Annotated in this window: 21 protein-coding genes, 1 tRNA gene and 1 pseudogene; 13 read left to right on the top strand and 10 right to left on the bottom strand. The window is 67.0% G+C overall.

Annotation, left to right across the window (positions count from 1 at the left end):
- The first annotated feature begins 26 nt into the window (after positions 1-26).
- The 5 genes and pseudogenes from fepB to SK1NUM_RS05440 form a co-directional block, all read left to right on the top strand.
- On the top strand, positions 27-1,043 hold the full coding sequence (fepB, locus tag SK1NUM_RS05420; RefSeq protein WP_212326320.1) for a Fe2+-enterobactin ABC transporter substrate-binding protein: 1,017 nt from the start codon (positions 27-29) through the stop codon (positions 1,041-1,043).
- Positions 1,040-2,032, top strand: coding sequence for a FecCD family ABC transporter permease (locus SK1NUM_RS05425; protein ID WP_212326322.1), 993 nt, complete (start codon positions 1,040-1,042; stop codon positions 2,030-2,032). The genes fepB and SK1NUM_RS05425 overlap by 4 nt, the downstream gene beginning before the upstream one ends.
- Before the next feature lie 32 nt (positions 2,033-2,064).
- Positions 2,065-3,060 carry a FecCD family ABC transporter permease gene (locus SK1NUM_RS05430; RefSeq protein ID WP_212326324.1) on the top strand — a complete coding sequence of 332 codons (996 nt, stop codon included), beginning with the start codon at positions 2,065-2,067 and terminating at the stop codon, positions 3,058-3,060.
- Entirely contained in the window at positions 3,057-3,845 is a 789-nt protein-coding gene (locus tag SK1NUM_RS05435) for an ABC transporter ATP-binding protein (RefSeq protein WP_212326326.1), read from the top strand. The genes SK1NUM_RS05430 and SK1NUM_RS05435 overlap by 4 nt, the downstream gene beginning before the upstream one ends.
- Positions 3,846-4,009: 164 nt before the next feature.
- A pseudogene (locus tag SK1NUM_RS05440) lies at positions 4,010-4,960 on the top strand (enterochelin esterase domain-containing protein); the annotation flags it as partial.
- Between the two features lie 15 nt (positions 4,961-4,975).
- On the opposite strand, the gene SK1NUM_RS05445 reads toward SK1NUM_RS05440, so the two are convergent.
- Positions 4,976-7,345 (bottom strand): cation-translocating P-type ATPase, encoded by a 2,370-nt coding sequence (locus SK1NUM_RS05445; RefSeq protein ID WP_223927835.1) that lies wholly within the window; start codon positions 7,343-7,345, stop codon positions 4,976-4,978.
- Complete coding sequence (locus SK1NUM_RS05450) at positions 7,335-8,417, bottom strand: polyprenyl synthetase family protein (RefSeq protein ID WP_212326335.1); 1,083 nt, start codon at positions 8,415-8,417, stop codon at positions 7,335-7,337. The genes SK1NUM_RS05445 and SK1NUM_RS05450 overlap by 11 nt, the downstream gene beginning before the upstream one ends.
- 24 nt (positions 8,418-8,441) lie before the next feature.
- Here SK1NUM_RS05450 and SK1NUM_RS05455 point away from each other — a divergent pair, with 24 nt between their 5' ends.
- Complete coding sequence (locus SK1NUM_RS05455) at positions 8,442-9,347, top strand: methylenetetrahydrofolate reductase (protein WP_212326337.1); 906 nt, start codon at positions 8,442-8,444, stop codon at positions 9,345-9,347.
- Here SK1NUM_RS05455 and SK1NUM_RS05460 read toward each other — a convergent pair.
- On the bottom strand, positions 9,321-11,501 hold the full coding sequence (locus SK1NUM_RS05460) for a HelD family protein (protein WP_212326339.1): 2,181 nt from the start codon (positions 11,499-11,501) through the stop codon (positions 9,321-9,323). The two genes, SK1NUM_RS05455 and SK1NUM_RS05460, sit on opposite strands and share 27 nt — an antisense overlap.
- Before the next feature lie 133 nt (positions 11,502-11,634).
- Here SK1NUM_RS05460 and SK1NUM_RS05465 point away from each other — a divergent pair, with 133 nt between their 5' ends.
- A complete protein-coding gene (locus tag SK1NUM_RS05465) occupies positions 11,635-12,414 on the top strand; it encodes a DsbA family protein (RefSeq protein ID WP_212326341.1) in 780 nt (259 codons plus the stop codon).
- Positions 12,414-13,214, top strand: coding sequence for a cytochrome c biogenesis CcdA family protein (locus SK1NUM_RS05470; RefSeq protein WP_212326343.1), 801 nt, complete (start codon positions 12,414-12,416; stop codon positions 13,212-13,214). Before SK1NUM_RS05465 ends, SK1NUM_RS05470 begins: the two co-directional genes overlap by 1 nt.
- 208 nt (positions 13,215-13,422) lie before the next feature.
- On the opposite strand, the gene SK1NUM_RS05475 is transcribed toward SK1NUM_RS05470, so the two are convergent.
- The 3 genes from SK1NUM_RS05475 to SK1NUM_RS05485 form a co-directional block, all read right to left on the bottom strand.
- A tRNA-Leu gene (locus tag SK1NUM_RS05475) sits at positions 13,423-13,508 on the bottom strand.
- 77 nt (positions 13,509-13,585) lie between these two features.
- Positions 13,586-14,554: an aldo/keto reductase gene (locus SK1NUM_RS05480; RefSeq protein WP_212326345.1), complete on the bottom strand. Its 969-nt coding sequence runs from the start codon at positions 14,552-14,554 to the stop codon at positions 13,586-13,588.
- Between the two features lie 25 nt (positions 14,555-14,579).
- Positions 14,580-15,410 carry an undecaprenyl-diphosphate phosphatase gene (locus SK1NUM_RS05485; protein ID WP_212326347.1) on the bottom strand — a complete coding sequence of 277 codons (831 nt, stop codon included), beginning with the start codon at positions 15,408-15,410 and terminating at the stop codon, positions 14,580-14,582.
- Positions 15,411-15,504: 94 nt separating this feature from the next.
- On the opposite strand from SK1NUM_RS05485, the gene SK1NUM_RS05490 reads away from it, so the two are divergent.
- The 4 genes from SK1NUM_RS05490 to hisG are packed head-to-tail and all read left to right on the top strand — an operon-like array spanning position 15,505 to position 18,482.
- Positions 15,505-16,026 carry a DUF3090 domain-containing protein gene (locus SK1NUM_RS05490; RefSeq protein ID WP_212326349.1) on the top strand — a complete coding sequence of 174 codons (522 nt, stop codon included), beginning with the start codon at positions 15,505-15,507 and terminating at the stop codon, positions 16,024-16,026.
- A gap of 60 nt (positions 16,027-16,086) precedes the next feature.
- Entirely contained in the window at positions 16,087-17,334 is a 1,248-nt protein-coding gene (gene mshC, locus SK1NUM_RS05495) for a cysteine--1-D-myo-inosityl 2-amino-2-deoxy-alpha-D-glucopyranoside ligase (protein WP_212326356.1), read from the top strand.
- A gap of 19 nt (positions 17,335-17,353) precedes the next feature.
- Complete coding sequence (locus SK1NUM_RS05500) at positions 17,354-17,617, top strand: phosphoribosyl-ATP diphosphatase (protein WP_212326358.1); 264 nt, start codon at positions 17,354-17,356, stop codon at positions 17,615-17,617.
- A 19-nt stretch (positions 17,618-17,636) separates the two neighbouring features.
- Positions 17,637-18,482 (top strand): ATP phosphoribosyltransferase, encoded by an 846-nt coding sequence (gene hisG / locus SK1NUM_RS05505; protein WP_212326360.1) that lies wholly within the window; start codon positions 17,637-17,639, stop codon positions 18,480-18,482.
- A 20-nt stretch (positions 18,483-18,502) separates the two neighbouring features.
- Here the strand turns inward: hisG and SK1NUM_RS05510 are convergent, their stop codons facing one another.
- Positions 18,503-19,006 carry a hypothetical protein gene (locus SK1NUM_RS05510; protein ID WP_212326369.1) on the bottom strand — a complete coding sequence of 168 codons (504 nt, stop codon included), beginning with the start codon at positions 19,004-19,006 and terminating at the stop codon, positions 18,503-18,505.
- A gap of 259 nt (positions 19,007-19,265) precedes the next feature.
- Between SK1NUM_RS05510 and SK1NUM_RS05515 the strand changes: the two genes are divergently transcribed.
- On the top strand, positions 19,266-20,639 hold the full coding sequence (locus SK1NUM_RS05515) for an MFS transporter (RefSeq protein ID WP_223927836.1): 1,374 nt from the start codon (positions 19,266-19,268) through the stop codon (positions 20,637-20,639).
- Positions 20,640-20,686: 47 nt separating this feature from the next.
- Here SK1NUM_RS05515 and SK1NUM_RS05520 read toward each other — a convergent pair whose 3' ends face one another.
- Genes SK1NUM_RS05520 through SK1NUM_RS05530 form a run of 3 tightly spaced genes read right to left on the bottom strand, consistent with a single transcriptional unit; the run spans position 20,687 to position 22,440 of the window.
- Positions 20,687-21,772 (bottom strand): ABC transporter substrate-binding protein, encoded by a 1,086-nt coding sequence (locus tag SK1NUM_RS05520; RefSeq protein ID WP_212326371.1) that lies wholly within the window; start codon positions 21,770-21,772, stop codon positions 20,687-20,689.
- Positions 21,769-22,068: an ATP-binding cassette domain-containing protein gene (locus SK1NUM_RS05525; protein WP_212326373.1), complete on the bottom strand. Its 300-nt coding sequence runs from the start codon at positions 22,066-22,068 to the stop codon at positions 21,769-21,771. Before SK1NUM_RS05525 ends, SK1NUM_RS05520 begins: the two co-directional genes overlap by 4 nt.
- Entirely contained in the window at positions 22,069-22,440 is a 372-nt protein-coding gene (locus tag SK1NUM_RS05530; protein ID WP_212326375.1) for an ABC transporter ATP-binding protein, read from the bottom strand. It abuts the gene before it with no gap.
- Position 22,441: the final 1 nt, after the last annotated feature.

Here is a 22,441-nt window from a genome sequence, read left to right on the forward strand (position 1 = left end):
TGTTTCAAACAGAAAAGAGTTCTCACGTGACCAATACGCGATTCAACTCGATAACCAGGCGGACATTCTCAGGCCTAGCCTCAGCGCTGCTGGTCTTGGGCCTGGCGGGGTGTGCTCCTGGTGGCGGCTCCGGGTCTGAGGGCGGCAATGCCTCCCCGTCCGCGGAGGCCACCCGCACCATCACCCACGACCTCGGGGAGACCACCATCAGTGGCACCCCAAAGCGAATAGTGTCCACCTCCGTGGTGCTGACCGGCACCCTGTTAGCCCTTGATGCCCCCGTCGTCGGATCCGGCGCATCGAAACCAGGCGCCGAGGGCTTTGACGATTCCGGTTTCTTCACCCATTGGTCCCAGGTCGCCAAGGAGCGCGGTGTCAAGGCCCTCTACACGAACAGCGAACTCAACATCGAGGCCGTGACCGCCGAGAAGCCGGACCTGATCATCATCGCGTCCACCGGCGGCGACAGCACCAAGGACCAATATGAATCGCTGTCCAAGATCGCGCCCACCGTCGCCATCAACTACAACTCCGAGAGCTGGCAAAAGGTGACCAAACAGGTCGCGGACGTGACCGGCACGCAGGCGAAGGCCGATGAGCTCATCAAGGGGTTCAACTCCAAGGTCACCGAGCTCAAGGCCGGCATGACCGGGGTGCCGACCGACAAAGTCCAGGCGATCGTCTACACGCCCACCAAGGGGTTGTCCTTCGCGAAGCCCGGTGGACCGCACGACGAGATCTTCTCAGCCTTCGGATTCCAGCTCGCTGACCCGCCAGAGAGCAGCGGCGCGGAGGGGGCGAACCGCGGGGACTTCGTGTTCGCCTCCGTGGAGCAGAGCATCCAGGCCCTGACCTCCGACACCCTGCTGCTCGTCTCTGCGGACGACAAGACCGTGGAGAAGCTGAAGGCCGACTCCAACTACAACACCACCAAGGCCGTCAGCAGCGGGAAGCTGGTGCCGCTCGGCGTCTCCAGCTTCAAACTGGACTACTACAGCGCATTAGCGATGGCCGAGACCCTGGCAGCGGCCTACACCCAGTGAGCCGGCCCATCTGGGCGCTGCTTGGGCTGGCGGTTCTGCTGCCCTGCCTGGTCCTGGCATCGTTCCTGTTCGGGTCGGGCTCTGTGCCATCCGATCAGGTGATCGCGGTGCTCTCCGGTGGTGGCACCGGTGAGCACCGCCTTATCGTGCTGGGAATGCGCGGGTCCAGGACGCTGATCGCGCTCGTCGCGGGAGCGGCCCTTGGGATAGCCGGGGTGCTGGTGCAGGCGCTGACCCGTAACCCGATCGCTGAGCCGGGCCTGCTTGGGGTCAATGCTGGGGCTGCCTGCGCCGTCGCCATCGGCCTGGGGATCGCCCGGTCCTTGCCGATCGCCCTGCTGATGCTCGTCTCCCTGGCCGGGGCTCTCATCAGTGGCCTGGTGGTCACAGGTGCGTCGGGCGCCTGGCGGGGACGCCACGATCCGGTCCGTATCGTGCTGGTGGGCGCTGCGTGGAGCGCTGTTGTCTCCGCCATCACGACGTTCATGCTGCTCAGCGACCCGAGGATCTACGACGAGTTCCGCTTCTGGGATGCGGGTGCCGTGATGCCGCGGCCACTGGATCTGGTGGCCGCCGCCGCGGCGCTGTCAGGACTTGGGCTGCTGGCGGCGCTGCTGCTCTCCAGGTCCCTGGACGCCCTCGCCCTGGGTGAGGAGTTTGCCCGGGGGCTCGGTGTCTCGGCGGGACGGGCCCGGGGCCTGGTGGCTGCCACCTGCCTCGTGCTCTGCGCCGCTGCGACCGCCCTGGTTGGTCCCATCTCCTTCCTCGGGCTGATGGCCCCCTTTGCCGCGCGGCTGATCGCCGGTCCCCGTCATCGCGTGCTGATCTGGCTCTCGGCCCTCCTGGGGGGAGTGACGTTGCTGGCCGCCGACGTGCTGGGCCGGGTGGTCAATCCACCGGCTGAGGTGCAGGCAGCTTTGATGTGCGCCCTGCTGGGAGCTCCCCTGTTCATCGCGTTGGCCCGGGCCCGGAGGCTGGTGCAGCTGTGAGTCTTGAGGTCAGGTCAGTGCGGTGCGGGCCGGTGAGTTTTCGTTTCCGGTCACGCACCTGGCTGGTGGCGGTCCTGGTCTGGGCCGTCGCCCTGGCGGGAGCGATCCTCGAGCTGCTGTCCGGGTCGGTGAACATGACCCCGGGCGAGTTCTGGTCGGCGCTGCTCGGGGTGGGGCAGCGTGCGGACATGCTCCTGCTGTGGGAGTTCCGGATGCCCCGGGCCGTCACCGGGCTGGCGGTGGGCGCATGCCTCGGCGCGTCGGGCTGCCTCTTCCAGTCGCTGTCGCGCAATGCCCTCGGGTCGCCGGAGATCATCGGTCTGACCGGCGGGGCCGGCCTGGGAGCCGTGGCCTCCGTCATCATCTTCGGGTCCTTCGGGTGGGGCACAGCCCTGGGAGCGGCCATCGGTTGCCTGGGGGCGGCGCTGCTCACCTGGGCGCTGTCGCCGCGTGGCTTCGGCGGCGGCAACCGGCTCGTTCTCATCGGCCTAGGGGTCGCGTCGCTGATCCAGCCCGTGACGGTGCTTCTCCTGACCCGCGCCGACAGCGACTCCGCCACCTCCGCGCGGCTGTGGCTGACCGGCACCCTCAACGCGCGCAACTGGAGCCATGCGGTCGTCGGCGCCGTGCTGTTCGTAGTGATCCTGCCTCTTGCGCTGGTGATCTCGCGGCATCTTGACGCAGCCGCGCCGGGTGAGGACTTCGCCGCTGGGCTCGGGGTCTCTCGCCGGTTCACGCAGTGGGTGGCGACCTCCACCGGTGTCGCGCTCACCGCGGCTGCCGTCGCGGTGGCTGGCCCGGTCTCTTTCGTCGCGCTCGCCGGACCGCACGTGGCGCGCCGCCTCCTCAGGGGGCCGACCGCTCCCGCCGGGGTGGCGGCGGGGACGGGTGCCGCGCTGCTGGTGCTGGCGGACCTGATCGGGGCGAACCTGCCCAACGGCCTACAGCTCCCGGTCGGGGTGACGGCCGGCCTGCTGGGTGGCGGGTACCTGTTGTTGCTGTTGAACGGACAGGAGAGGAAGAGATGACTGAGACAGCCTCGGACTTTCCGCTCGCCGCGTCAGCGGTGCGGCTCGGCTATGACCGCAAGGTCGTGATCGAGGACATCACGCTGGATGTGCCCGAGGGTGAGCTGACGATGCTCGTCGGCCCCAACGGATGCGGCAAGTCGACGCTGCTGAAGGCGCTGGCACGGATCCTGGCACCCAAGGCCGGGCACGTATACCTGGCCGGAACCGACATCCACCAGCTGCGCACCACCGCCGTCGCCAGGCAACTCGGTTTCCTGCCGCAGCGCCAGTCGGTTCCCCCGGGGATCAAGGTGCTGGACATGGTCAGCCGGGGACGGTTCGCGCATCAGCGGTTCTGGTCCAGGTGGTCGCCCGCCGACGAACAGGCCGTGGCCACTGCCCTGGAGGTGACGGGTCTTGTCGGTCTCCAGGACGCTGCGGTGGATGAGCTGTCCGGTGGGCAGCTGCAACGAGTGTGGCTGGCCACGGTGCTGGCGCAGGAGACTTCTCTGCTGCTACTCGACGAACCCACCACCTTCCTGGACATCTCCCATCAGTACGAGGTTCTGAGACTGGTGCGCAGGCTCCGCGACGAGGGCCGCACCGTGGTCGTGGTGGTGCACGACCTGAACCAGGCTGCCCGGTTCGCCACCAACTTGGTGGTCATGAAACAGGGGGCGATCGTGAGATCTGGGGCACCCGGAGAGGTGCTGACAGCCGAGCTGGTCGAGGACGTCTTCGGGCTCCCAGTGCTGGTGACAGCTGACCCGGTCACCGGAACCCCGATGGTGGTGCCGCGATGAGTGGGCAGCTGCTCCCGACGCCTCTGGCCGCCACGGGCGCACCACATGCTGCCACGCCAGGCTGGCTGGCGTGGGCCATCGAGGAGACCCCGGGCCGTGCGCTACGGGAGCGGCTGGGCGACTCACCGGTCACCGGTGGCCGGCGAGTCATCGACGGGGTGGCGATGGTGGAGGTGACGTTCGTCGCCCACGAACCCGCCGGGCGTGAGGTGATGGTGCACGTCAACAGCCTGACCGATGCGATCCGCACCGCGCTGGACCCGGCTGTCATGATCCCAGTGGGGAGCTCAGGGGTGCAGACGCTCTCCTGGTGGCTTCCCGCCGACGGCTGCTACTCCTACCGGTACTGGCGTGCAGATCAGGTGCCGCGCGATGCCGGCGCCACGCGCGAGGACTGGTTTCAGGTGCATCGTGAGGGGCAGCGGGACCCGCTCAATCCCGCTGTGCTGCCATCATTCGATCTGCGGGAGCAGTCGGTGTGGTATGGGCCTGATTTCAGATCCATGCCCTGGGCGCCGGCGGGGGAGGCCGAGGAACGGTGGCGTCTGGGCGATGGGATTTTCGCGGTGCTGCCGGGGGATGAGCGGACCCTGGTGCTGTTCGACGGACGGCGGTGGCGCGCGGCCGGGGTGGCCTCCGCCCTACGGGCAGCCGGTTACGGCCACACCGTTGTCGCCGTCGACACGGGTGAGGGTGAGCAGCGCGCGGCCTTCCTGACCACGGCCGACGGCTGTGCCCCGCTGGTTGAACGGGCCCGGGAACTCGGCGGCGGTAGTGGCGAGGTCATCGTGGCCGGACAGTCATTTGGAGGACTGGCCTGCGTCGAACTCGCAACCCATTGCCCCGGCCTGGTGTCCGCGGTGATCGCGCAGTCACCATCACTGTGGTTCGCGGGCGATCTGATTCCGGACCCCGAAGCGGAGGGCACGCTGCTGCGTTCCCTGGCGTCGGGATCTAAGACCCTGAGGGTGCCGCTGGTGGTCCAGGCTGGCACCGAGGAGAGGGGGCTGATCCACGGGGCGCGGAGGCTGGCCAGTATCGCGGCGCAGGCCGGGCTGCTGGTGGCAGCCGGGGAGTTCCGCGGCGGCCACGACCTGGCCTGGTGGCGTCACGGCCTGCTGTCGGGGCTGTCAGTCCTCGGAAGTGCCACGCCAGATCCGGGTGGGCTCGCCCCGGTGCTTCGCGGTGAGCCACCAGGAGACCTCCACCAGGGCTGCGCCGACCAGCCCGGCTACGATCCCGAACAGGAGCGCTGAGGGGTTGGTGGTATCGAGTGACAGCTGCTCCCGGAGCCACGGCCACGGCGCCAGGAACATGGCGAGGTAGAAGCCGTAGGCGAAGAGCACCAAGCCTAGCCGCCACCACACCCACGGCCTCGCGACCACGGCGAGCACCCAGATGGCCGTGATGATCAACGCCGCCAGGGTTGCGGTGGAGGCCTGCGCCTGCACCGCGGACGAGACCTCCCCGAAGCCGCGGGTTGCGACGTAGGTGACCGTCGCCACCGCGCCGATGATGACGCCTGACGGCACGGCCAGCGACAGCACCCGGCGCACGAAACCGGGCCGGGCGCGCTCCTTGTTGGGCGCCAGCGACAGCAGGAAGGCGGGGATCCCGATGGTGAACCAGCCCACCACGGTCATCTGGAGTGGCAAGAAGGGATTTGGCAGCCCCATCAGCCCGATCACCAGGGCCAGGAAGACGGCGTAGACGGTCTTGCTCAGGAACAGTTTCGCGACCCGCTCGATGTTGCCGATCACGCGGCGGCCCTCGGCGACCACGTGCGGGAGGGTGGCAAACCGGTCGTCCAGCAGCACGATCTGCGCGACCGCCCGGGTGGCGGGGGAACCGGAACCCATCGCGACCCCCAGGTCGGCGTCCTTGAGCGCCAGCACGTCGTTGACGCCGTCCCCGGTCATGGCGACGGTGTGTCCCCGGGACTGCAGGGCGGAGACCATGGCCCGCTTCTGCTGCGGGGTGACCCGCCCGAACACATCGGCTCCGGCCACCTTCTCGGTGAACTCCTCGCCCTCCGCCGGCAGGGTGCGGGCGTCGACGGCCTCCGCCACCGAGACCCCCAGTGACCGGGTGACGGCCCCGACGGAGGCAGCATTGTCGCCGGAGATCACCTTCACCGCTACCTGCTGGTCGTTGAAGTAGGCGAGGGTGTCGGCGGCATCGGGGCGGACCAGCTGATCCAGCACCAGCAGCGCGACCGGTTCGACGGCTCCGGGGGCGGCCGGGGAGGTCACGCTCTCCGATGCGCGCGCCAGCAGCAGCACCCGCCGTCCCGTCGAGCCGATCTCCTCCGCTCGTGCCGCCACATCCGTGGGGGCGAGCACGTCGGGGGCGCCCAGTACCCAGTTGCCGTGCGCCTCGAAGGAGACACCCGACCATTTCTTCGCTGAGGTGAACGGCGCCCGGGCCGTCACCGGCCAGGGGGTCCTGGCCGCCGGGTGGGAGGCCGCGATGGCGGTCATGGAGGCGTTCGGCGTGGGATCGGCCGCGACGAGCTGGGACAGCACCTCGGAGATCTCAGCCTCCTGCCCGGCCAGGGGGATCACCTCGCCGAGGGTCATGGCGTTCTGGGTCAGGGTGCCGGTCTTGTCCGCGCACACCACGCTGACCCGCGCCAGGCCCTCGATGGCGGGCAGCTCCTGCACCAGGCACTTGCGGCGTCCAAGGCGGATCACGCCCAGCGCGAAGGCCATCGACGTGAGCAGCACCAAGCCCTCGGGGATCATCGGGACCAGCGCCGCGACCATCCGCAGCGCCGATTCCTGCCAGGTGGCGCCGGGCTGGTGGGCCTGCACCCAGATGGTCAGCAGACCAGCGGGGATCAGCAGCCAGGTGACGAACTTCAGGATACGGTCGATGCCCGCCCGGAGCTCGGAGTTGACCAGCGTGAATTTGGCGGCCTGCGCGGTCAGCTGCGCGGCATAGGCCTCGGCACCGACCTTCGTGGCCCGGTACACCCCGGAACCAGAGACGACGAACGCGCCCGACATCAGCTCGTCGCCCATCGACTTGGCCACTGGATCGGCCTCGCCGGTCAGCATCGACTCATCGACCTCCAGGTACTCCGCGGCCACCACCTCGCCGTCGACGACCACCTGGTCGCCGGGGGCCAGCGCGATGAGATCGTCGGCGACCACCTGGTCGCGCGGCAGGGACACCCGCTCGCCGTCACGCAACACGACCGGATGCGCCTCACCGATCACCGCCAGGCTGTCCAGGGTGCGTTTGGCCCGCAGCTCCTGGATCATGCCGATGATCGAGTTGGCGACGATTAGAAGCGCGAACGCGCCCTGGGCTAGCTGCCCCGTCGCGCCGACGATCACGAACAGTATCGCCAGCATGACATTGACGCGCGTGAAAACGTTGTCGCGCACGATCTGCCAGGTGGTGCGCCCGGAACGCTCCGGCAAGGTATTGACTTTTCCCTCCCTGACCCGCTCAGCCACCTGGTCGGCGGTCAGGCCCAGCAGCTCAGCGGTCACGGTCGGTGGCCAGTTCTGCGAGTTTGACGAGGGCCGAATACCCCTCAGTATTCATATCGATTCCTCCTAGAGCTGTCAGGGCTTTGGTCGTGGAGCTGGCTATGAGTTCCTCGCAGGAACTTCGTGCTCCGGTCGCCTCAATAATTCCACGCGCTGTGGCAAGGTCCTCTTCACCGAGCCCGGGGTACCCGAGAAAGGAGGTGAGAACACGGCGCTGGGTGGTGTCGCCTCTCTCCAGGGCCTGCAGCACCAGGACGGTGCGCTTGCCCTCACGGATGTCGTCACCCGCCGGTTTCCCCGTGACCGCGGGGTCGCCGAACACACCGAGCAGGTCGTCGCGGAGCTGGAAGGCGCGGCCCACCAGGGACCCATAGGTCCCGAGCGCGGCCAGCAGCCTGGCCGGGGCGTCGCCCAGCAGGGCCCCCAGCTCAGCGGGACGGCGCACTGAGTAACGGGCGGACTTGAACTCCAGCACCCGCTCTGCGGTCTCTGCCTGCGCCTGGGGGGTGGACCGGTCGGTGACCCCGAAGGCGGCGGCGACGTCGAGGTACTGGCCGAGCAACACCTCGCTGCGCATCGTCGCCAGCACCGGCGCGGCACGGCGCGACGCCTCCGGCGACAGACCCGCGCTCTCGAACATCTCCGCGCCCCAGGAGAACAGGAGATCACCCAGCAGGATCGCGGCGGCCTGGCCGAAGTGGGAGGCGTCCGGGCCCGGGAGAAGCTTCTCGAGACGCCGGTGGGCCGACGGCGCACCCCGCCGGGTGTCGGAGCCATCGATCAGGTCGTCATGGACCAGGAGGGAGGCATGGAGCAGGTCCAGCGAGGCCGCCACCCGCATCAGGGGAGCCGGATCGGCGGGCCGTCCGGCGGCTGCCACGTACCCCCAGTAGCAGAAGGCGGGACGCAGCCGCTTCCCACCCATCACACAGGTGCGGGCTGCTCCCAGCAGGGCGGTGGCGCCGGTGTGTGCGGCGAGCCCGGCCTGCTCGTCGAGAAAGCCGGTCAATGCGTCTCCCACCGCCGAGACGAAGGCCGGGCTTATCGGATCGTGGACGGACGGGGTCGGCATGCGAACCACAATATCCTTGTCACCATGCCTCCGACTGTCGCCGAGCTGCTTGACCACGCCACATCTCCCCTGCTGAGCTTCGAGTTCTTCCCGCCCCGCACCCCGGATGAGCAGCCGCGCTTCGACGCCTCCGTGGCGAAACTCACCCGGTTCCGGCCGGCGTTCCTGTCGGTCACCTACGGGGCATCCGGCTCCACCCGCGACCGCACGGTGGCGGCCACGGCGGTGCTCGGCGCCGCCCGGCACGCAACCGTCGTCGGCCACCTGACCTGCGTCTCGCAGTCGAAGACCGAGCTGCTGCGCACGCTGGACTCCTTCGCGCAGGCCGGAGTCCGCGATATCCTCGCCATCCGCGGCGACATGCCCGGCGGCCCGCAGCAGCCATGGGAGCAGCATCCCGAAGGCCTTGCCAATGCGACGGAGCTGGTGCGGCTCATCAAGGAACACGGTGACTTCTGCGTCGGCGTGGCCGCCTTCCCCAACGTCCACCAACCTGACAACGACCCCGAGCTGGACGCCCGGATCGTCGTGGAGAAGGCGGCGGCGGGAGCGGACTACGCCATCACCCAGCTGTTCTTCGAGTCACACCGCTATGTGGAGCTGGTGGAGCGGGTCCGCGAGCGCGGCTGCGCCATTCCCGTCATCGCCGGTATCGCGCCGCTGACGGTTATCACGCAGATCGAGAGGTTCGCGGCGCTGGCCGACTGCTCGCTGCCGGAGGATTTCGTCGCCGCCCTGCGGGCCGCCAGGGATCCCGCGGAGGTGCGCAGCATCGGTCTGGCTCGCGCCGTCAGGCTCTGCCGGGAACTCCTGGAGGCCGGAGCGCCAGGCCTGCAGTTCTTCACCCAGAACCGCTGGAAGGCCACCTCGGAGGTCCTGGATGCCATCGGCTGGGGTGAGCGATCAGGTGAGGGCCGTCCGCCACTGTGAGGTGCCCGCGTCCAGGACCGTCATCCGCTGGGTGGCGCGAGTTAGGGCGACGTAGAGGACCCGTTCCCCGCCCGGGGCCTCGGCGACGATCTCATCGGGAGCCACCACCAGGACGCCGTCGTACTCCAACCCCTTTGCCTGCAACGCGGTGACCACGATCAGCCGCTCCTCCAGTGCCACCAGGCGTGGGTCCGACATGGCAAGGCGTGTCACCGTGTTCAGCCGCGACGGCGGGACGACTATGCCCACGGTGCCGCTGACCTGGCCTGCCAGATCGAGGGCCTGTGCCACGATGGCCTGGTCCAGCTCCGCCTCGCTGGTCTGCTTCAGCTTCGGGACAAGCCCTGTGCTGCGCACCGCCCGGGGCAGCTCGGCCCCGGGGAAGACCTGGGTGATGACCTTCGATGCCAGCTCGAAGACCTCGGCGGGGGAGCGGTAATTCGTCGAGAGCGTGAAACGTCGTAGCGGGGCTCGCCCCACCAGGTCCGTGATGGCCCGCTCCGCTTCGGCAGTGTCCGGGTAGGAGCTCTGGGCTGGGTCGCCGACGAGCGTCCAGGATGCCTGAGGGCCGCGCCGCCGCAGCATCCGCCATTGCATGGGGGTGATGTCCTGAGCCTCGTCGACGAGGATGTGCGCATAGGTGACCTGCGGGTCCTCGTCGGGGTCGGCGGCATGGTCGCGGCGCAACAGATCGGAGGTGGTGACCAGCTCGGAGACATCACCGAAGTCGATGAAGACCGGGTCCTCCTGCCTGTCAGCGGGAACCGGCCCGAGCATCTCCAGCAACTCGTCCAGCAGGGCGATGTCCGCCACTGACCAGCCCGTGATCTCCAGATCACCGGTCTGCAGCCACTGGTAGGACTCCGCCAGCTGGTCCTTCTCCTGGGCGCTCAGGTGGGGTGCCAGCTCTTCAAGCAGATCCCGGTCCGCCAGACGGGCCAGTACCGAGGGGGCGCCGAGCATTGGCCACCAGGCGTCCATGAAGTCCCGGAATGCCTGGTGGTCGCGGATCCGCTCGTCGATCTCCTCGGGTGACAGGTCCACGTCGACGGTGAGCTTCCCCGCGAGCGCCCGCGCCACCGCTGTGGCCGCAGCCGTCCGCCCACGGTTCATCTTATAGCTCGACAGCACCGACTCGCGGATGCCTGCCAACTCCACCGCCCCCAGTTTCAGGACCTCGCCCTTGAGAGTCACCCTCAGGTCCTCCGGGGCAGGGGTGGGGGGGCGGCGCACCAGGCGGCGAAGCACCTTGAGCATCCGCAGCGACCCCTTCAGGGAGGCCGCTGGAGCCGCGTCGACTCGTTCCGAGGCCATGCCCAGCACATCCGCGGCAACAGCCCCGATGGCACGCAGCGTCACCGAATCCTCCCCAAGGCTGGGAAGCACTCGCTCGATGTAGTTCATGAACACCGAGCTGGGACCCACCACGAGCACCCCGCCCTTCTCTAGCCGGGCGCGGTTGGTGTACAGCAGGAAGGCCGCGCGGTGCAGCGCGACGACAGTCTTACCAGTGCCGGGGCCGCCGCCGATGATCGTGACCCCTTGGTAGGGGGCGCGGATCGCCTCGTCCTGCTCGGCCTGGATGGTGGCGACGATGTCCCGCATGGTGCGGCCCCTGGCGCGGGTGAGGGAGGCCATCAGAGCGCCTTCCCCGAGGATCGGGAGATCCGTCTCGGCACTGGTGTCGAGCAGATCGTCCTCCAGACCGATGACCTTGTCGTCGCGGCAGCGCAACACCCGCCGCCGGATCACATTCATGGGGTTGACCTGGGTGGCGCGGTAGAAGGGCTCGGCGGCGGGTGCGCGCCAGTCGATCACCAGCGGCTCATACTCGGAGTCACGGACCCCGAGACGGCCGATGTAGCGGGTCTCCGGGAAGCCCAGGTCGAGACGGCCGAAGACAAGTCCCTCGTGTTCCGCGTCGAGGATGGCGAGGCGTTTGGCTGCCTGATAGGCGAAGGCGTCACGCTCGAAGAGCGCGGTCCCGGACTCCTCACGCAGATAGTCGCCCCGGTCGGACTGATAGATTTCCGCGCCGCTGCGGGCGAGCGTCCGGGCGCTGGCCGTGGAAGCCGCTAGGTGTTTGTAAACCCGGTCAACATGCGCCTGTTCCAGCGCGATTTCGTGTTGGAGATCGCCTCGGGAAGTGGTCAAGGGTGTTGGTCCTCACTTCTGGGATGGACGCTCTAGCTTACTCTCTCTGGCTCCCAGAAAAGTGCGTAAGACGTACTTGGGATTAAAGGCGTACACACCGTAGTCTCTTGGGCGGCTTGGAGGGGAGACAACAGTGAATGATAAGCAGCAACCGGGGCCGGGAGCCCGTCCATGGCAGATCGCGACGGGGGTTCTGGCTGTGGCCCTGGTGTTCTGCCTGGGAGTGATGAGTCAGAACACGCAGGGCGGTGGGCCGCAGGCTGCCAGCACGGTCACCGTGACCGCCGGGGCGGGGGACAGGGATGCTGCGGCAAGCCAGTCGGCAGCGGGGGCATCCCAGAACACGGAGCAGGACTCCCAGATAGCCAGGCTCGCGAGGCGGCAGGAGGGGGACCCGATGGCGAGGGGCCGTGTGGATGCCCCTGTCGTGATGATCGAGTATGCCGACTACCGGTGCCCGTTCTGCTCTGTGTTCGCGGAGGACACGCTCCCGAAGCTGCAGCCGTTGATCGACGACGGCACCCTGCGGGTCGAGTTCCGTGATCTCGCGATCTTCGGTGACGACTCCGTGGCGGCGGCCGCCGGAGCCAGGGCGGCTGGGGCGCAGGGCCTGTTCTGGGAGTTCCAGGAGGCCCTCTACAGGCGCCTGCCCAACCAGGGACATCCCGATGTGAAGGATGATCTCGTGCTGGAGGTCGCCAGGCAGGTGGGGGTGCCCGACATGACTGCCTTCGAGACGGCCTATCGTTTAGAGGAGACCCGCGCCGCGGTCAGGAGGGAATCCGACGAGGCCCGGCAGATGGGGATCAACGGAACCCCGTTCTTCTTTGTCGGCACCCGGCCGGTGTCCGGAGCCCAGCCTCTGGAGGTATTCCAGCAGATCATCGCGCAGGAGAAGGCGAAGGCCAGCTGATGGGAGTCGGTTTCGCCGGAGCATTCCTCGGAGGGCTCGCGGCCCTGCTCAGCCCGTGCGCCGCGATGCTGCTGCCGTCCTTCTTCGCCTACGCTTTCGGCGACCAGAGACGTCTGCTCGTGGTGCGCACCGGGATGTTCTATCTCGGATTGCTGCTGACGCTCGTCCCCCTCGGTCTGGGGGCCGGGGCCCTGGGTGGTCTGTTGACCACGCAGCGGCATCTCCTGACCATCGGCGGGACAGTGGTGCTGATCGTTCTCGGCGTCATCACCATGCTCGGAGTCCAGCTCCCCCTGCCAGGGCTGCGTGGCCCGGCACGTGGCACGGACACCGCCGCGGTGGTCGTCATGGGCGCGGTCTACGGGCTGGCCGGGGCGTGTACCGGGCCGCTGCTGGGGGCCGTCCTGACTTTGGCCGCGATCGGTGGCTCCCCGTTGTATGGCGCGCTGCTGCTGGCCTGTTTCGGGGCGGGCATGGTGGCTCCGCTGCTCGTGCTTGCTTGGTTCTGGGATGGTCTTGGCCTCAGCCGCCGGCTCCAGCCGCGTGAGCTCCGGCTGGGTCCGCTGCGGACCAGCTGGTGGGCGCTGGCCAGCGGACTGCTGCTGACCGGCCTTGGTGTGTTGTTCCTGGCCACGGATGCGACGGCTGCGATCGGTGGGCTGCTCGACGCCCGGCAGCAGGCCGGCCTGGAGAACCAGCTCCAGGCGTGGAGTGCGGGCATCCCGGATCTAGTGATGGTGGCCATCATCGCTGCTGCCGCCGGCGTACTGATCTGGTGGGCTGGGCGTCACTGCCGCTAGTGCAAGGGTCCGCCTGATGCTCAGGCGGACCTTTCATACTCATCCACGACCTCGACGTCACCATCATCAACACCACCACCGGAGAAATCCTGCGCGAACTCACCATCGACACCACCCGCGACTACCAACCCCACAACACCACCCCCCACCCCAAAACGTAAACAAAGCCCCGAGACACCCGTTAACCATGTCCCGAGACTTCACATTGTGTCCGAGAGAGGACTTGAACCTCCACGCCCTAAAACGGGCACTAGCACCTCAAGCTAGCGCGTCTACCTATTCCGCCACCCGGACCTGCCCCCACTGTGTGGGCGCGACCAGAAACGATAGCAGGCTGGCCGCTGGAGCCGCAACCAATACGGGTGGCCAGCTCAGTCGATGGCCCGGAACTGGTTCGGGCCGCCCGAGATGTCGTCGAGGGCAGCGATGATGGGCGGGACTAGCCGCTTGGTCTCGGCGTCGAGCAGCTCTGCCAGGTGCTCTGGGGTTCTGGGGCCCACCAGGGCGCTTGCCACCTGCGGTGCGTCACGGACCCACATCAGCGCCACCTGGGCGGGAGTCAGGACCAGGCCGTCGGCGGCCTTTGCGACGGCGTCGATGACGGCCCGGCTCCGGGGCTGGAGGTACGGTTCCAGGAACCAGCCGAAGTGCTCGGAGGCTGCTCGGGAGTCCTTGGGGACACCCCGGCGGTACCGGCCCGTCAGGGCTCCCCTTCCCATCGCGGACCAGGCCAGCAGGCCCATGCTGTGGTACTGGGCCGCGCCGATGACCTCCACCTCCGCGCGCCGGGCCAGCAGCGAATACTCCACCTGCACCGAGGCCAGTTTCGTACGTCCCGCCATCGCCTCCTGCCAGGTGGCGGCCGTCGCGGTCTGCCAGCCGACGAAATTGCTCACGCCGGCGTAGCGGGCCAGGCCACGCGAGACGGCCGAGTCCAAGGCGGAGAGGGTCTCCTCGATCGGGGCCTGGCCCCAGGCATGCACCTGCCACAGGTCAACATGGTCGGTGCGGAGCCTGCGCAGCGAACCCTCGAGGTCGTTCAGAAGGGCCGCGCGGGAGGTGTCTATGATCCGCCTGCCATTCCTGATGATGAAGCCGGCCTTGGTCGCGATGGCCAGGGAATCACGGGGAATGCCCGTGGCCAGCAGTTTCCCGATCATCTGCTCCGCCACCCCGCCGCCGTAGGCGGGGGCAGTGTCGATCAGATTTCCACCGGCCTCGACGAAGTCATGGACAAGCTCACGGACCACCGGCCACTCGACATCCCGTCCCCAGGCCATCGTCCCCAGGCCGACCCTGGAGACGTGCAGCCCAGATCCGCCGAGTGCCCGATGTTCCATCCGTGCAGTCTAAGTCTGCCTCTCCTTAGGATGCTTGAAGCACGCCGGTGAGCAACAGAGCCGCGACAACGACCGCGAGCCCCCAGCGGTAGTAGACGAAACCACGGAAAGTGTGCGTGGAGATGAACTTCAGCAGCCAGGCGATGACGGCGTATCCGATCGCGAAAGCGATCACGGTCGCCACGGCCACCGGCCCCCACGAGATCTGCTCTCCTGCGCTCCCGATGTCCTTCAGCTTGTACAGGCCTGAGCCGAACACCGCTGGGATTGCCAGCAGGAAGGAGTAGCGGGCTGCGGCCTCGCGGGTGTAGCCCATGAGCAGCCCGCCGGAGATGGTCGCGCCCGAGCGGGACACCCCGGGAATCAGGGCGCATGCCTGGGCCAGGCCGAACCACAGGCCGTGGGGCCAGGTGAGCTGGTCCAGCTGGCGCTGGTTGTGCTCGGCGATCTTGTCGGCAAGCAGGAGCACGACACCGATACCGACGAGCATGATGACGGTGACCCAGAGGTTGCGCAGGTGCGTGTCGATGGCGTGCTCGAACAGCACCCCCAGCAAGACGATGGGGATCGACCCGACGATCACGAGCCAGCCCATACGAGCGTCTGGGTCGGAGCGGGCTACCTTGCCGGTCAGCGACCCGAACCACCTGGAGATGATCCGGATGATGTCCTTGCGGAAGTAGAGCAGCACTGCGGTCTCAGTGCCCAGCTGGGTCACCGCGGTGAAGGCCGAGCCCGGATCCGAACCGTTGAAGAACAGCTGACCGAAGATGGAGATATGGGCGCTGGAGGAGATCGGGAGGAACTCCGTCAGTCCTTGCACAACCCCCAGCACTATGGCTTCCAGCCAATCCATTCCCTACTCCTTCTCGATCAGTCATGATTCAGACAATCCCGGGTCACTCTAGCTCTCGGTGCGGGAAGACGTCTCTGGCCGTAGGCTGGGGTAAATGATGTACGAGTTCCCCCACCCCGATCGTGTGGTCGTCGGTGCCCTCGGTCCTGCCGGGGAGCGCAGATTCATCATCCAGGTGCGTCAGGGGAGCCGGATGGTGGCCGTCGAGATCCGCCGCGACGCGGTGCTCTCCATCGCGCGGCGGATCGAGTCGCTGCTGCGGGAGGCGATGGCCCTCGGGTGGCTTGGGGAGCCGCCCCAGACCGATCCCGAGCTTGGGCCGCTGGACGCCCCCGTCGATGTGCTGTTCACCGTCGGTGCCATCGGCTGGGCCCTGGATACCGGCCGGGGGGCCGTGCAGCTGGAGTTTTACCCAGGGGATCAGGAGCCTGGGGCCGCGGGAGCCGATGCTCTCGTCCAGATCTGGCTCTATCCATCCATGGCCAGGCAGTTCGCGGCCCGGGCGCGCTTGATCGTTGCCTCCTGCGACCCGAGCTGCCCGTTCTGCTCCCAGCCGGTCCACGCAGCTGGCCACATCTGTCCTCGCAGCAACGGCTACCGGGCGCCCCTGTTCTGATCCGCTCGTTTACCAGGCTTTCAGCTGCGGGGATCAACGGCAGGCAGTAGTTTTGTAGCCATGTATTCGTGGGCCCCCGTCGAGATTCCCAGCATTCCGCCGTCGCAGGATGTACCCAGACAGCTCCGGCTGCACGACTCTTCCTCGGCCCGGACGATCCCCGTCGACCCCGTCGAGGGGCCCGCCCGCATGTATGTGTGCGGAATAACCCCTTATGACGCCACGCACCTGGGGCACGCCAACACCTACGTCACCTTCGACCTGGTGAACCGGGCCTGGCGGGATCTCGGCCTGCCGGTGAGGTATGTCCAGAACGTCACGGACGTGGATGATCCGTTGCTGGAGCGGGCCGATGCGACGGGTCAGGACTGGGAGGAGCTCGCCGAGGGACAGACCGAGCTGTTCCGGTCCGACATGGCCGCACTGCGCGTCATCCCACCGGACCACTACGTGGGGGCAGTCGAGTCCATCCCGTGCGTGGTGGAGCTCATCGAGAAGCTGCTGCCCACCGGACTGGTCTACCAGGTCGAGGATCCCGAGCATCCCGACTGGTACTTCAACACCGCCGGCGCACCAGGATTCGGAGAGGTCAGCCACTACGACGAGGAGCGCATGGCCAAGATCTTCGCGGAACGCGGCGGGGATCCCGAGCGCCCGGGGAAACGCCACCCGCTGGATTGCCTGCTGTGGCGGTTCGCGCGCCCCGGCGAGCCCAGCTGGACCTCGGCGCTTGGGTCGGGACGCCCTGGATGGCACATCGAGTGCACCGCCATCTCCCTCCACTACCTTGGGCCCTGTTTCGACGTCCAGGGTGGTGGCACCGACCTGATCTTCCCGCATCACGAGATGTGCGCCGCCGAGTCCTGTGCCGTGACCGGGGCGCCGATGGCCGCGGCGTACGTCCATTCCGGAATGGTCGCGCTCGGCGGCGAGAAGATGAGCAAATCGAAGGGTAACCTGGAGCTGGTCAGCAGGCTCCGTCAGCAGGGGGCGGACCCGATGGCCATCCGGCTGGCCCTGCTGGGCCAGCACTACCGCAGCGACTGGGAGTGGAGCCCGCAGTTGTTGGAGAGGGCGGTGGATCGCCTGGCCACCTGGCGATCCCTGCGTGACCTGCCTGCCACCCAGCCCACAGAGGAGACCGTCGCCGAGGTGCGCCGCGCGCTGCGCAACGATCTCGACGCTCCGCTGGCCCTCAGCCTGGTCGACGACTGGGCGGCTGCCAGCCTCACGTCTGGGGGCAGTGACCCGGAGGGTTTCGTGAAGATCGCGGCCTGCGTGGATGCACTGCTCGGCATCAAGCTGTGACCCGTTAGGGTTACATGCTGTGAAGTCTTTCGAACAACTCTTCGAGCAGCTCCGTGAGACTGCCCGGACCCGTCCGGAGGGGTCGTCCACCGTTGCCCGCCTGGACGCCGGAGTGCACCACATCGGTAAGAAAGTGGTCGAGGAGGCGGCCGAGGTCTGGATGGCTGCTGAGCATGAGTCCACTGAGGACGCTGCGCTGGAGATCAGCCAGTTGCTCTATCACCTCCAGGTGATGATGATCGCCCTGGACCTGGACCTCGAGGACGTTTACCGGCACCTGTGAGCCGGTGGGAGAGAACACAATGCTGAAGATTGCCGTACCCAACAAGGGCTCCCTGGCCGAGGCTGCCAGCACCATGCTCCGGGCCGCCGGATACCGGCAGCGGACCGACTCCAAGGACCTGATCCTGGTGGACAGCGCCCATGATGTCGAGTTCTACTACCTGCGTCCCCGCGACATCGCCGTCTATGTGGGGGAGGGGCACCTGGACGTGGGCATCACCGGCCGCGACATGCTCCTCGACTCGGGTGCCCGGGCCACCGAGCTCCTGTCACTCGGCTTCGGGGGCAGCCGGTTCCGGTTCGCTGCTCCCGCCGGCCCCACCCACAGCGTCGAAGAGATGGCGGGGCGGCGCATCGCCACCTCCTATCCGGGGCTTCTCGGGCGCTGGCTTGCCGAGCACGGCATCGAGGCGACCCTGGTCAAGCTGGACGGGGCTGTGGAGTCCGCGATCCGGCTGGGTGTGGCCGATGTGGTCGCGGATGTGGTGGACACCGGCACCACGCTGCAACGAGCTGGGCTTGAGGTCTTCGGGGACCCCATCTGCGTCTCGGAGGCGGTTCTCATCGGCCGGGAGACGGCTGGCGACCTGCCGGGCCTGGCGCCGCTGCGCACCCGGCTTGAATCGGTTCTGGTGGCGCAGAACTACCTGATGATGGACTACAACGTCGCACAGGAGAATCTCGCCGCCACAACCGGCCTGGCATCAGGGGTCAACGGCCCAACTGTCTCCCGCCTCGCCGAGCCCGGCTGGCTGGCGGTGAGGGTGCTCGTGCCGCGTTCTGGGGCTCATTTGCTGATGGATCAGCTTTTTGAGGCGGGGGCTCGCGGCATCATCCTGACAGAGCTGAGTGCTGTCAGGCTTTGACCCCGCCAGCGCGACTCTGGTCAGACGATCCCACGTTTCTTCAGGATGGCCTCGATCTCGTCGAGATCCTCCTCGCCGGAGGCCCCTTTCCCTGCGCTGGGCTTGCCGGCCTTGGGCGCCGGGCCGGGTGCGGGCTGTCCCGCAGGCTGGGACGGGACAGATTTCTGCTCCGGCTTACGCTGCTTGACCGCGGGCCGTTCCCGGGGTGCGGCGTCTTGGCCCTGCCCTGGCTTGGGTTCTGGCAGGAAGCGGGCGACGACGATCAGCAGGATACCCAGGCCGCCCAGTCCCGCTCCCCAGCTCATGGTGTTGGTCCAGCCGGTGCGGTTCACCCAGCTGATCAGGCTCTCAATGCCGCTGACGAGCAGGTCGGACATCCCGGTCAGCAGCAGGCCCAGCGGCAACAGGGCGAAACCGATGCCTGCCACCAGGGTCCGTGTGTTGCGGCCCCGGGCGAACAGCCCCGCAGTGATGGCCACGATGACGGTCATGATGGCGATGGTGACAAACAGCGACGTACCCATGAACCAAGCATTCCACATTAGCGCCCGGCATTTCCCAACCGGGAAAACGGACTTGTGAAAACTGTTTCGCGGAGTTTAAAGTTGCCCCGGCGGGACAGGCCTGTCCCGCCGGGCTGGTAGTACAGGGGAACCCGGTCGGAATCCGGGACTGACGCGCAACGGTAGGTGGGCACGATCCTCGCGACAGAGGCGGCTCCACGAGTCCGAGCACCTGGCCAGCCCCCATGCGAGCCTCGCGCCCAGGTTCTACAGGAGTCCCGTGCCAGCATCCGTCACCCAGCCCCAGAGTTCCACAGCCTCCCGGGAGGCACTGAGCGTCACTGGCTCTCCGGATAAGACCGGGCCGTCAGAATCAGAGAGAAGGCGCCGCGGATCGCTGGCGATGCTGATGGCTCTGCCCGCGCCGCTGCGGCTGGTCATCATCACGCAGTTTGCCTTCAACGTCGGTTTCTACCTGGTGGTGCCGTTCATCGCAGCACACCTTGCGAAGGACCTCCTGCTCGCCGAGTGGATCATCGGCCTGCTCCTGGGACTGCGGACGTTCTCCCAGCAGGGCATGTTCTTCCTCGGTGGGGCGCTGGCAGACCGGTTCGGAATCAAGAACGCCATCATCGTCGGTTGTGTCATCCGCATCTGTGGCTTCCTGGCCCTGACCGTCGCCGACGAGGTCTTCGGGGTGATGGTAGGCGTGGTGCTCATCGGCTTTGCGGCAGCGCTGTTCTCACCTGCAGTCGAGTCCGCGATCGTCGCCTGGGCCGGTGAGGCCGAGTCCGACGGGGTGGCGACCCGGGAAGAGGTCATCGGACTCGAGCTGATGGCATCAGCCTCGGGTTCCGTTATCGGCCCTGTCCTGGGTGGTGTGCTGCTGGTGGTCCCGTTCCGGCTCACCTGCCTGCTGGCCGCCGTCGTTTTTGGACTGGTCCTGGTGGCTCAGATCATCTGGCTCCCCAGCGGAAGCCGCATTGGAACGCCGACGCGGGTGCGTGAATCTGTGGGTCGGGTGCTGGTCAACCGCCGTTTCATGGTCTTCACACTGATCCACTGCACCTACCTGCTCACCTATAACCAGCTCTACCTGGCTGTCCCGGTCGAACTGGACCGGATCGGTGTTCCCAGCGCAGACATCACATGGCTCTTCGGCCTGGCCGCTGTGCTGACCGTCACCCTGCAGCTACCCGTCACCCGCCTGGTGGCCCGCTGGCCTGCGTCGCGTGTCCTCGGGTGGGGATATGGGCTGCTGGCCGCCGGCCTCCTCGCGGTGGCGCTGTTCGCTGCGTTGCCGCCCCTACCGGGTGTGCTGGCCTTCCTTCCCTCGGTGCTGTTCGTGATCGGCCTCCAGCTGGGGCAGATCCTCGTCATGCCCGCAGCCCGCACCATCGTCGCGAACCTCTCCGGTGGTAGGTGGCTCGGCAGCTACCTGGGGATGCTGGCCTCTGTCGGTGGGGTAGCGGTGCTGCTCGGTAGCACCGGGACGGGTGCCATCCTGCCGCTGGCCGAGGTCCCACAGTCCCTGGCCCCCGTTCCGTGGCTGATCCTCGCCTGTCTGCCCGTGCTCTCCTGCGTCGCAGCTGTCGTCTTCTGCCGCAGGCTCTCTCATCCCACCTCCGCAGAGGTGCCTGCAGAGGCACAGTAGAACCAGCTGGGCCTGGGATCTGTGGTCCAGGCCCAGCTGGCTCTGTGTCAGGAGGCCTCGCCGGCAAGGATCTCCTGAACCGCCTCATCGGTCAGGTCCTGGTAGCCGTATTCCTTGTAGAAGGCCTTGACCTCAGCTGAGATGTCCACGTCGGCGAACAGGTCCGGATGCAGGATCTTGCCGAGCCAGTGCGGAGCCAAGGCGCCTTCGGCGCTACGAACACACCACAGGTAGACCCCAGCAGGGCAGACCTGGATGTTCTTCTCCTTGACTGCGTCCACCCCGGCCAGTGCAGGGTCTGCCAAGATGGCATCCCTGGATTCCTGGGAGAGCGTGAAGATCATCTTCGGGTTCCAGGCCGCAACCTGTTCGGTCCCGACCGCAAGTCCTGTGCCCTGACCATTAGCTGTGAAATCAGCGGCCACGTTCACCCCGCCTGCAGCGACGATGTACTCGTGGCTGATGTCCTTTGAGTTGATGGTGGAGTACTCGCCACCATCGGCGCGCAGTTCAAGTACTGGAACCCGTTGCGCATCTGTCAGGGAGGAAGTGCGTTTCGCCGTGTCCGCGACGTTCCCCTGGTAGAGCTTGACCAGCTCTTCCGCTTTCTTTTGATGCTCACCTCCGAGAATGTTGCCGATGATGGTGAAGGCCTGAGACATCTCCTCGACCGTGCCCAATTTGTCGATAGTGACAAAGGCGATTCCTGCTCCTCTGAGCTGGTCCTGCTGCTCTTCATTCACATTGTCGGGGCCGTAAACAACCTGGGCACCCGAAGCAATGATGTCTTCGACGTTCTTGGTGTCGAATCCTTTGGGATTTGCCTTCTCGTAGTCAGGGTAGGTGGCTTTGAAACGTGGGGAGAGCGCACTGGTGGCGGCAGCGGTGATCTTGCCCGATGCGCCCAGCATCGCTGTCACAGCTGAGAAGGCGCCAATGGTGGGAGCCACCCTCGTGACGTCTGCTGGGATCTCGACGTCTTTGCCGCCCGAGTCCTTGACGATCCGGATACCGGATGCGGAGGACGCGGCAGCCGAGTCAGAGGATGTGGGCTGTTGGGTCGCCGGCGAGCAGGATGCGATTAGGGCGACAGTCACCAGGCTGCCGGTCAGTGAGGTCAATAGTTTCTTCATTGCCGGTTTCCTTCTTCTTCAGAGATGGGTATGGGGGCGATGTCTTCGATGGGCTGGACGCAGTGATGCCGATGCCCCTTGTATTCGGCTTCGAACACCGCGACATCGATGTCATAGGCGCGCTTGAGATTCGGTGGGGTCAACACTTCAGCCGCGGAACCATGTAGATACTGATGGTCCTTGGTCATCAGGGAGACTTGGCCGTTGCACTGGAAAACATGGTCTGGGGAATGGGTTGTCATCACTACCGCATAACCATCAGCGGCCAGGCGACGTATGACACGCAGCACCCGCACCTAGTTGCCGAAGTCTAGGTTGCTGGTCGGCTCGTCCATCATGATGAATCGTGGCTGCTGAGCGAGCGCCCTGGCGATCAGGACGAGCTGCCGTTCGCCCCCTGAGAGCTCGGTATAGGCTCGCTTGGCGAGATGGCCGACCTCAAGGCGGTCCAGGCACTCGGCGGCAATCTCCATGTCGTGCCGTCCCAGCATCTCGAAGGTCCTCAGATGCGCGGTGCGACCCATGGCCACCACATCCACCACTTTGAAAGAGAAGGGAGGGACATGGGACTGAGGCACATAGCCCACTAGTTTCGCAAACTCGATGTCACTGAAGTCCTGGACGTCGCGGCCGTCGATCACCACTTTTCCGGTGATGATCGGGTTCACC

Source organism: Arachnia rubra (assembly GCF_019973735.1).
GTDB classification, from domain to species: domain Bacteria; phylum Actinomycetota; class Actinomycetes; order Propionibacteriales; family Propionibacteriaceae; genus Arachnia; species Arachnia rubra.

Excerpts from the sequence above, each read along its gene's own strand:
- SK1NUM_RS05470 (WP_212326343.1), top strand. The coding sequence starts at position 12,414 with ATGGGAGTCGGTTTCGCCGGAGCATTCCTCGGAGGGCTCGCGGCCCTG.
- mshC (WP_212326356.1), top strand. The coding sequence starts at position 16,087 with ATGTATTCGTGGGCCCCCGTCGAGATTCCCAGCATTCCGCCGTCGCAG.
- SK1NUM_RS05450 (WP_212326335.1), bottom strand. The coding sequence starts at position 8,417 with ATGCCGACCCCGTCCGTCCACGATCCGATAAGCCCGGCCTTCGTCTCG.
- SK1NUM_RS05435 (WP_212326326.1), top strand. The coding sequence starts at position 3,057 with ATGACTGAGACAGCCTCGGACTTTCCGCTCGCCGCGTCAGCGGTGCGG.
- hisG (WP_212326360.1), top strand. The coding sequence starts at position 17,637 with ATGCTGAAGATTGCCGTACCCAACAAGGGCTCCCTGGCCGAGGCTGCC.
- SK1NUM_RS05480 (WP_212326345.1), bottom strand. The coding sequence starts at position 14,554 with ATGGAACATCGGGCACTCGGCGGATCTGGGCTGCACGTCTCCAGGGTC.
- SK1NUM_RS05485 (WP_212326347.1), bottom strand. The coding sequence starts at position 15,410 with ATGGATTGGCTGGAAGCCATAGTGCTGGGGGTTGTGCAAGGACTGACG.
- SK1NUM_RS05455 (WP_212326337.1), top strand. The coding sequence starts at position 8,442 with ATGCCTCCGACTGTCGCCGAGCTGCTTGACCACGCCACATCTCCCCTG.
- SK1NUM_RS05510 (WP_212326369.1), bottom strand. The coding sequence starts at position 19,006 with ATGGGTACGTCGCTGTTTGTCACCATCGCCATCATGACCGTCATCGTG.
- SK1NUM_RS05520 (WP_212326371.1), bottom strand. The coding sequence starts at position 21,772 with ATGAAGAAACTATTGACCTCACTGACCGGCAGCCTGGTGACTGTCGCC.
- SK1NUM_RS05490 (WP_212326349.1), top strand. The coding sequence starts at position 15,505 with ATGATGTACGAGTTCCCCCACCCCGATCGTGTGGTCGTCGGTGCCCTC.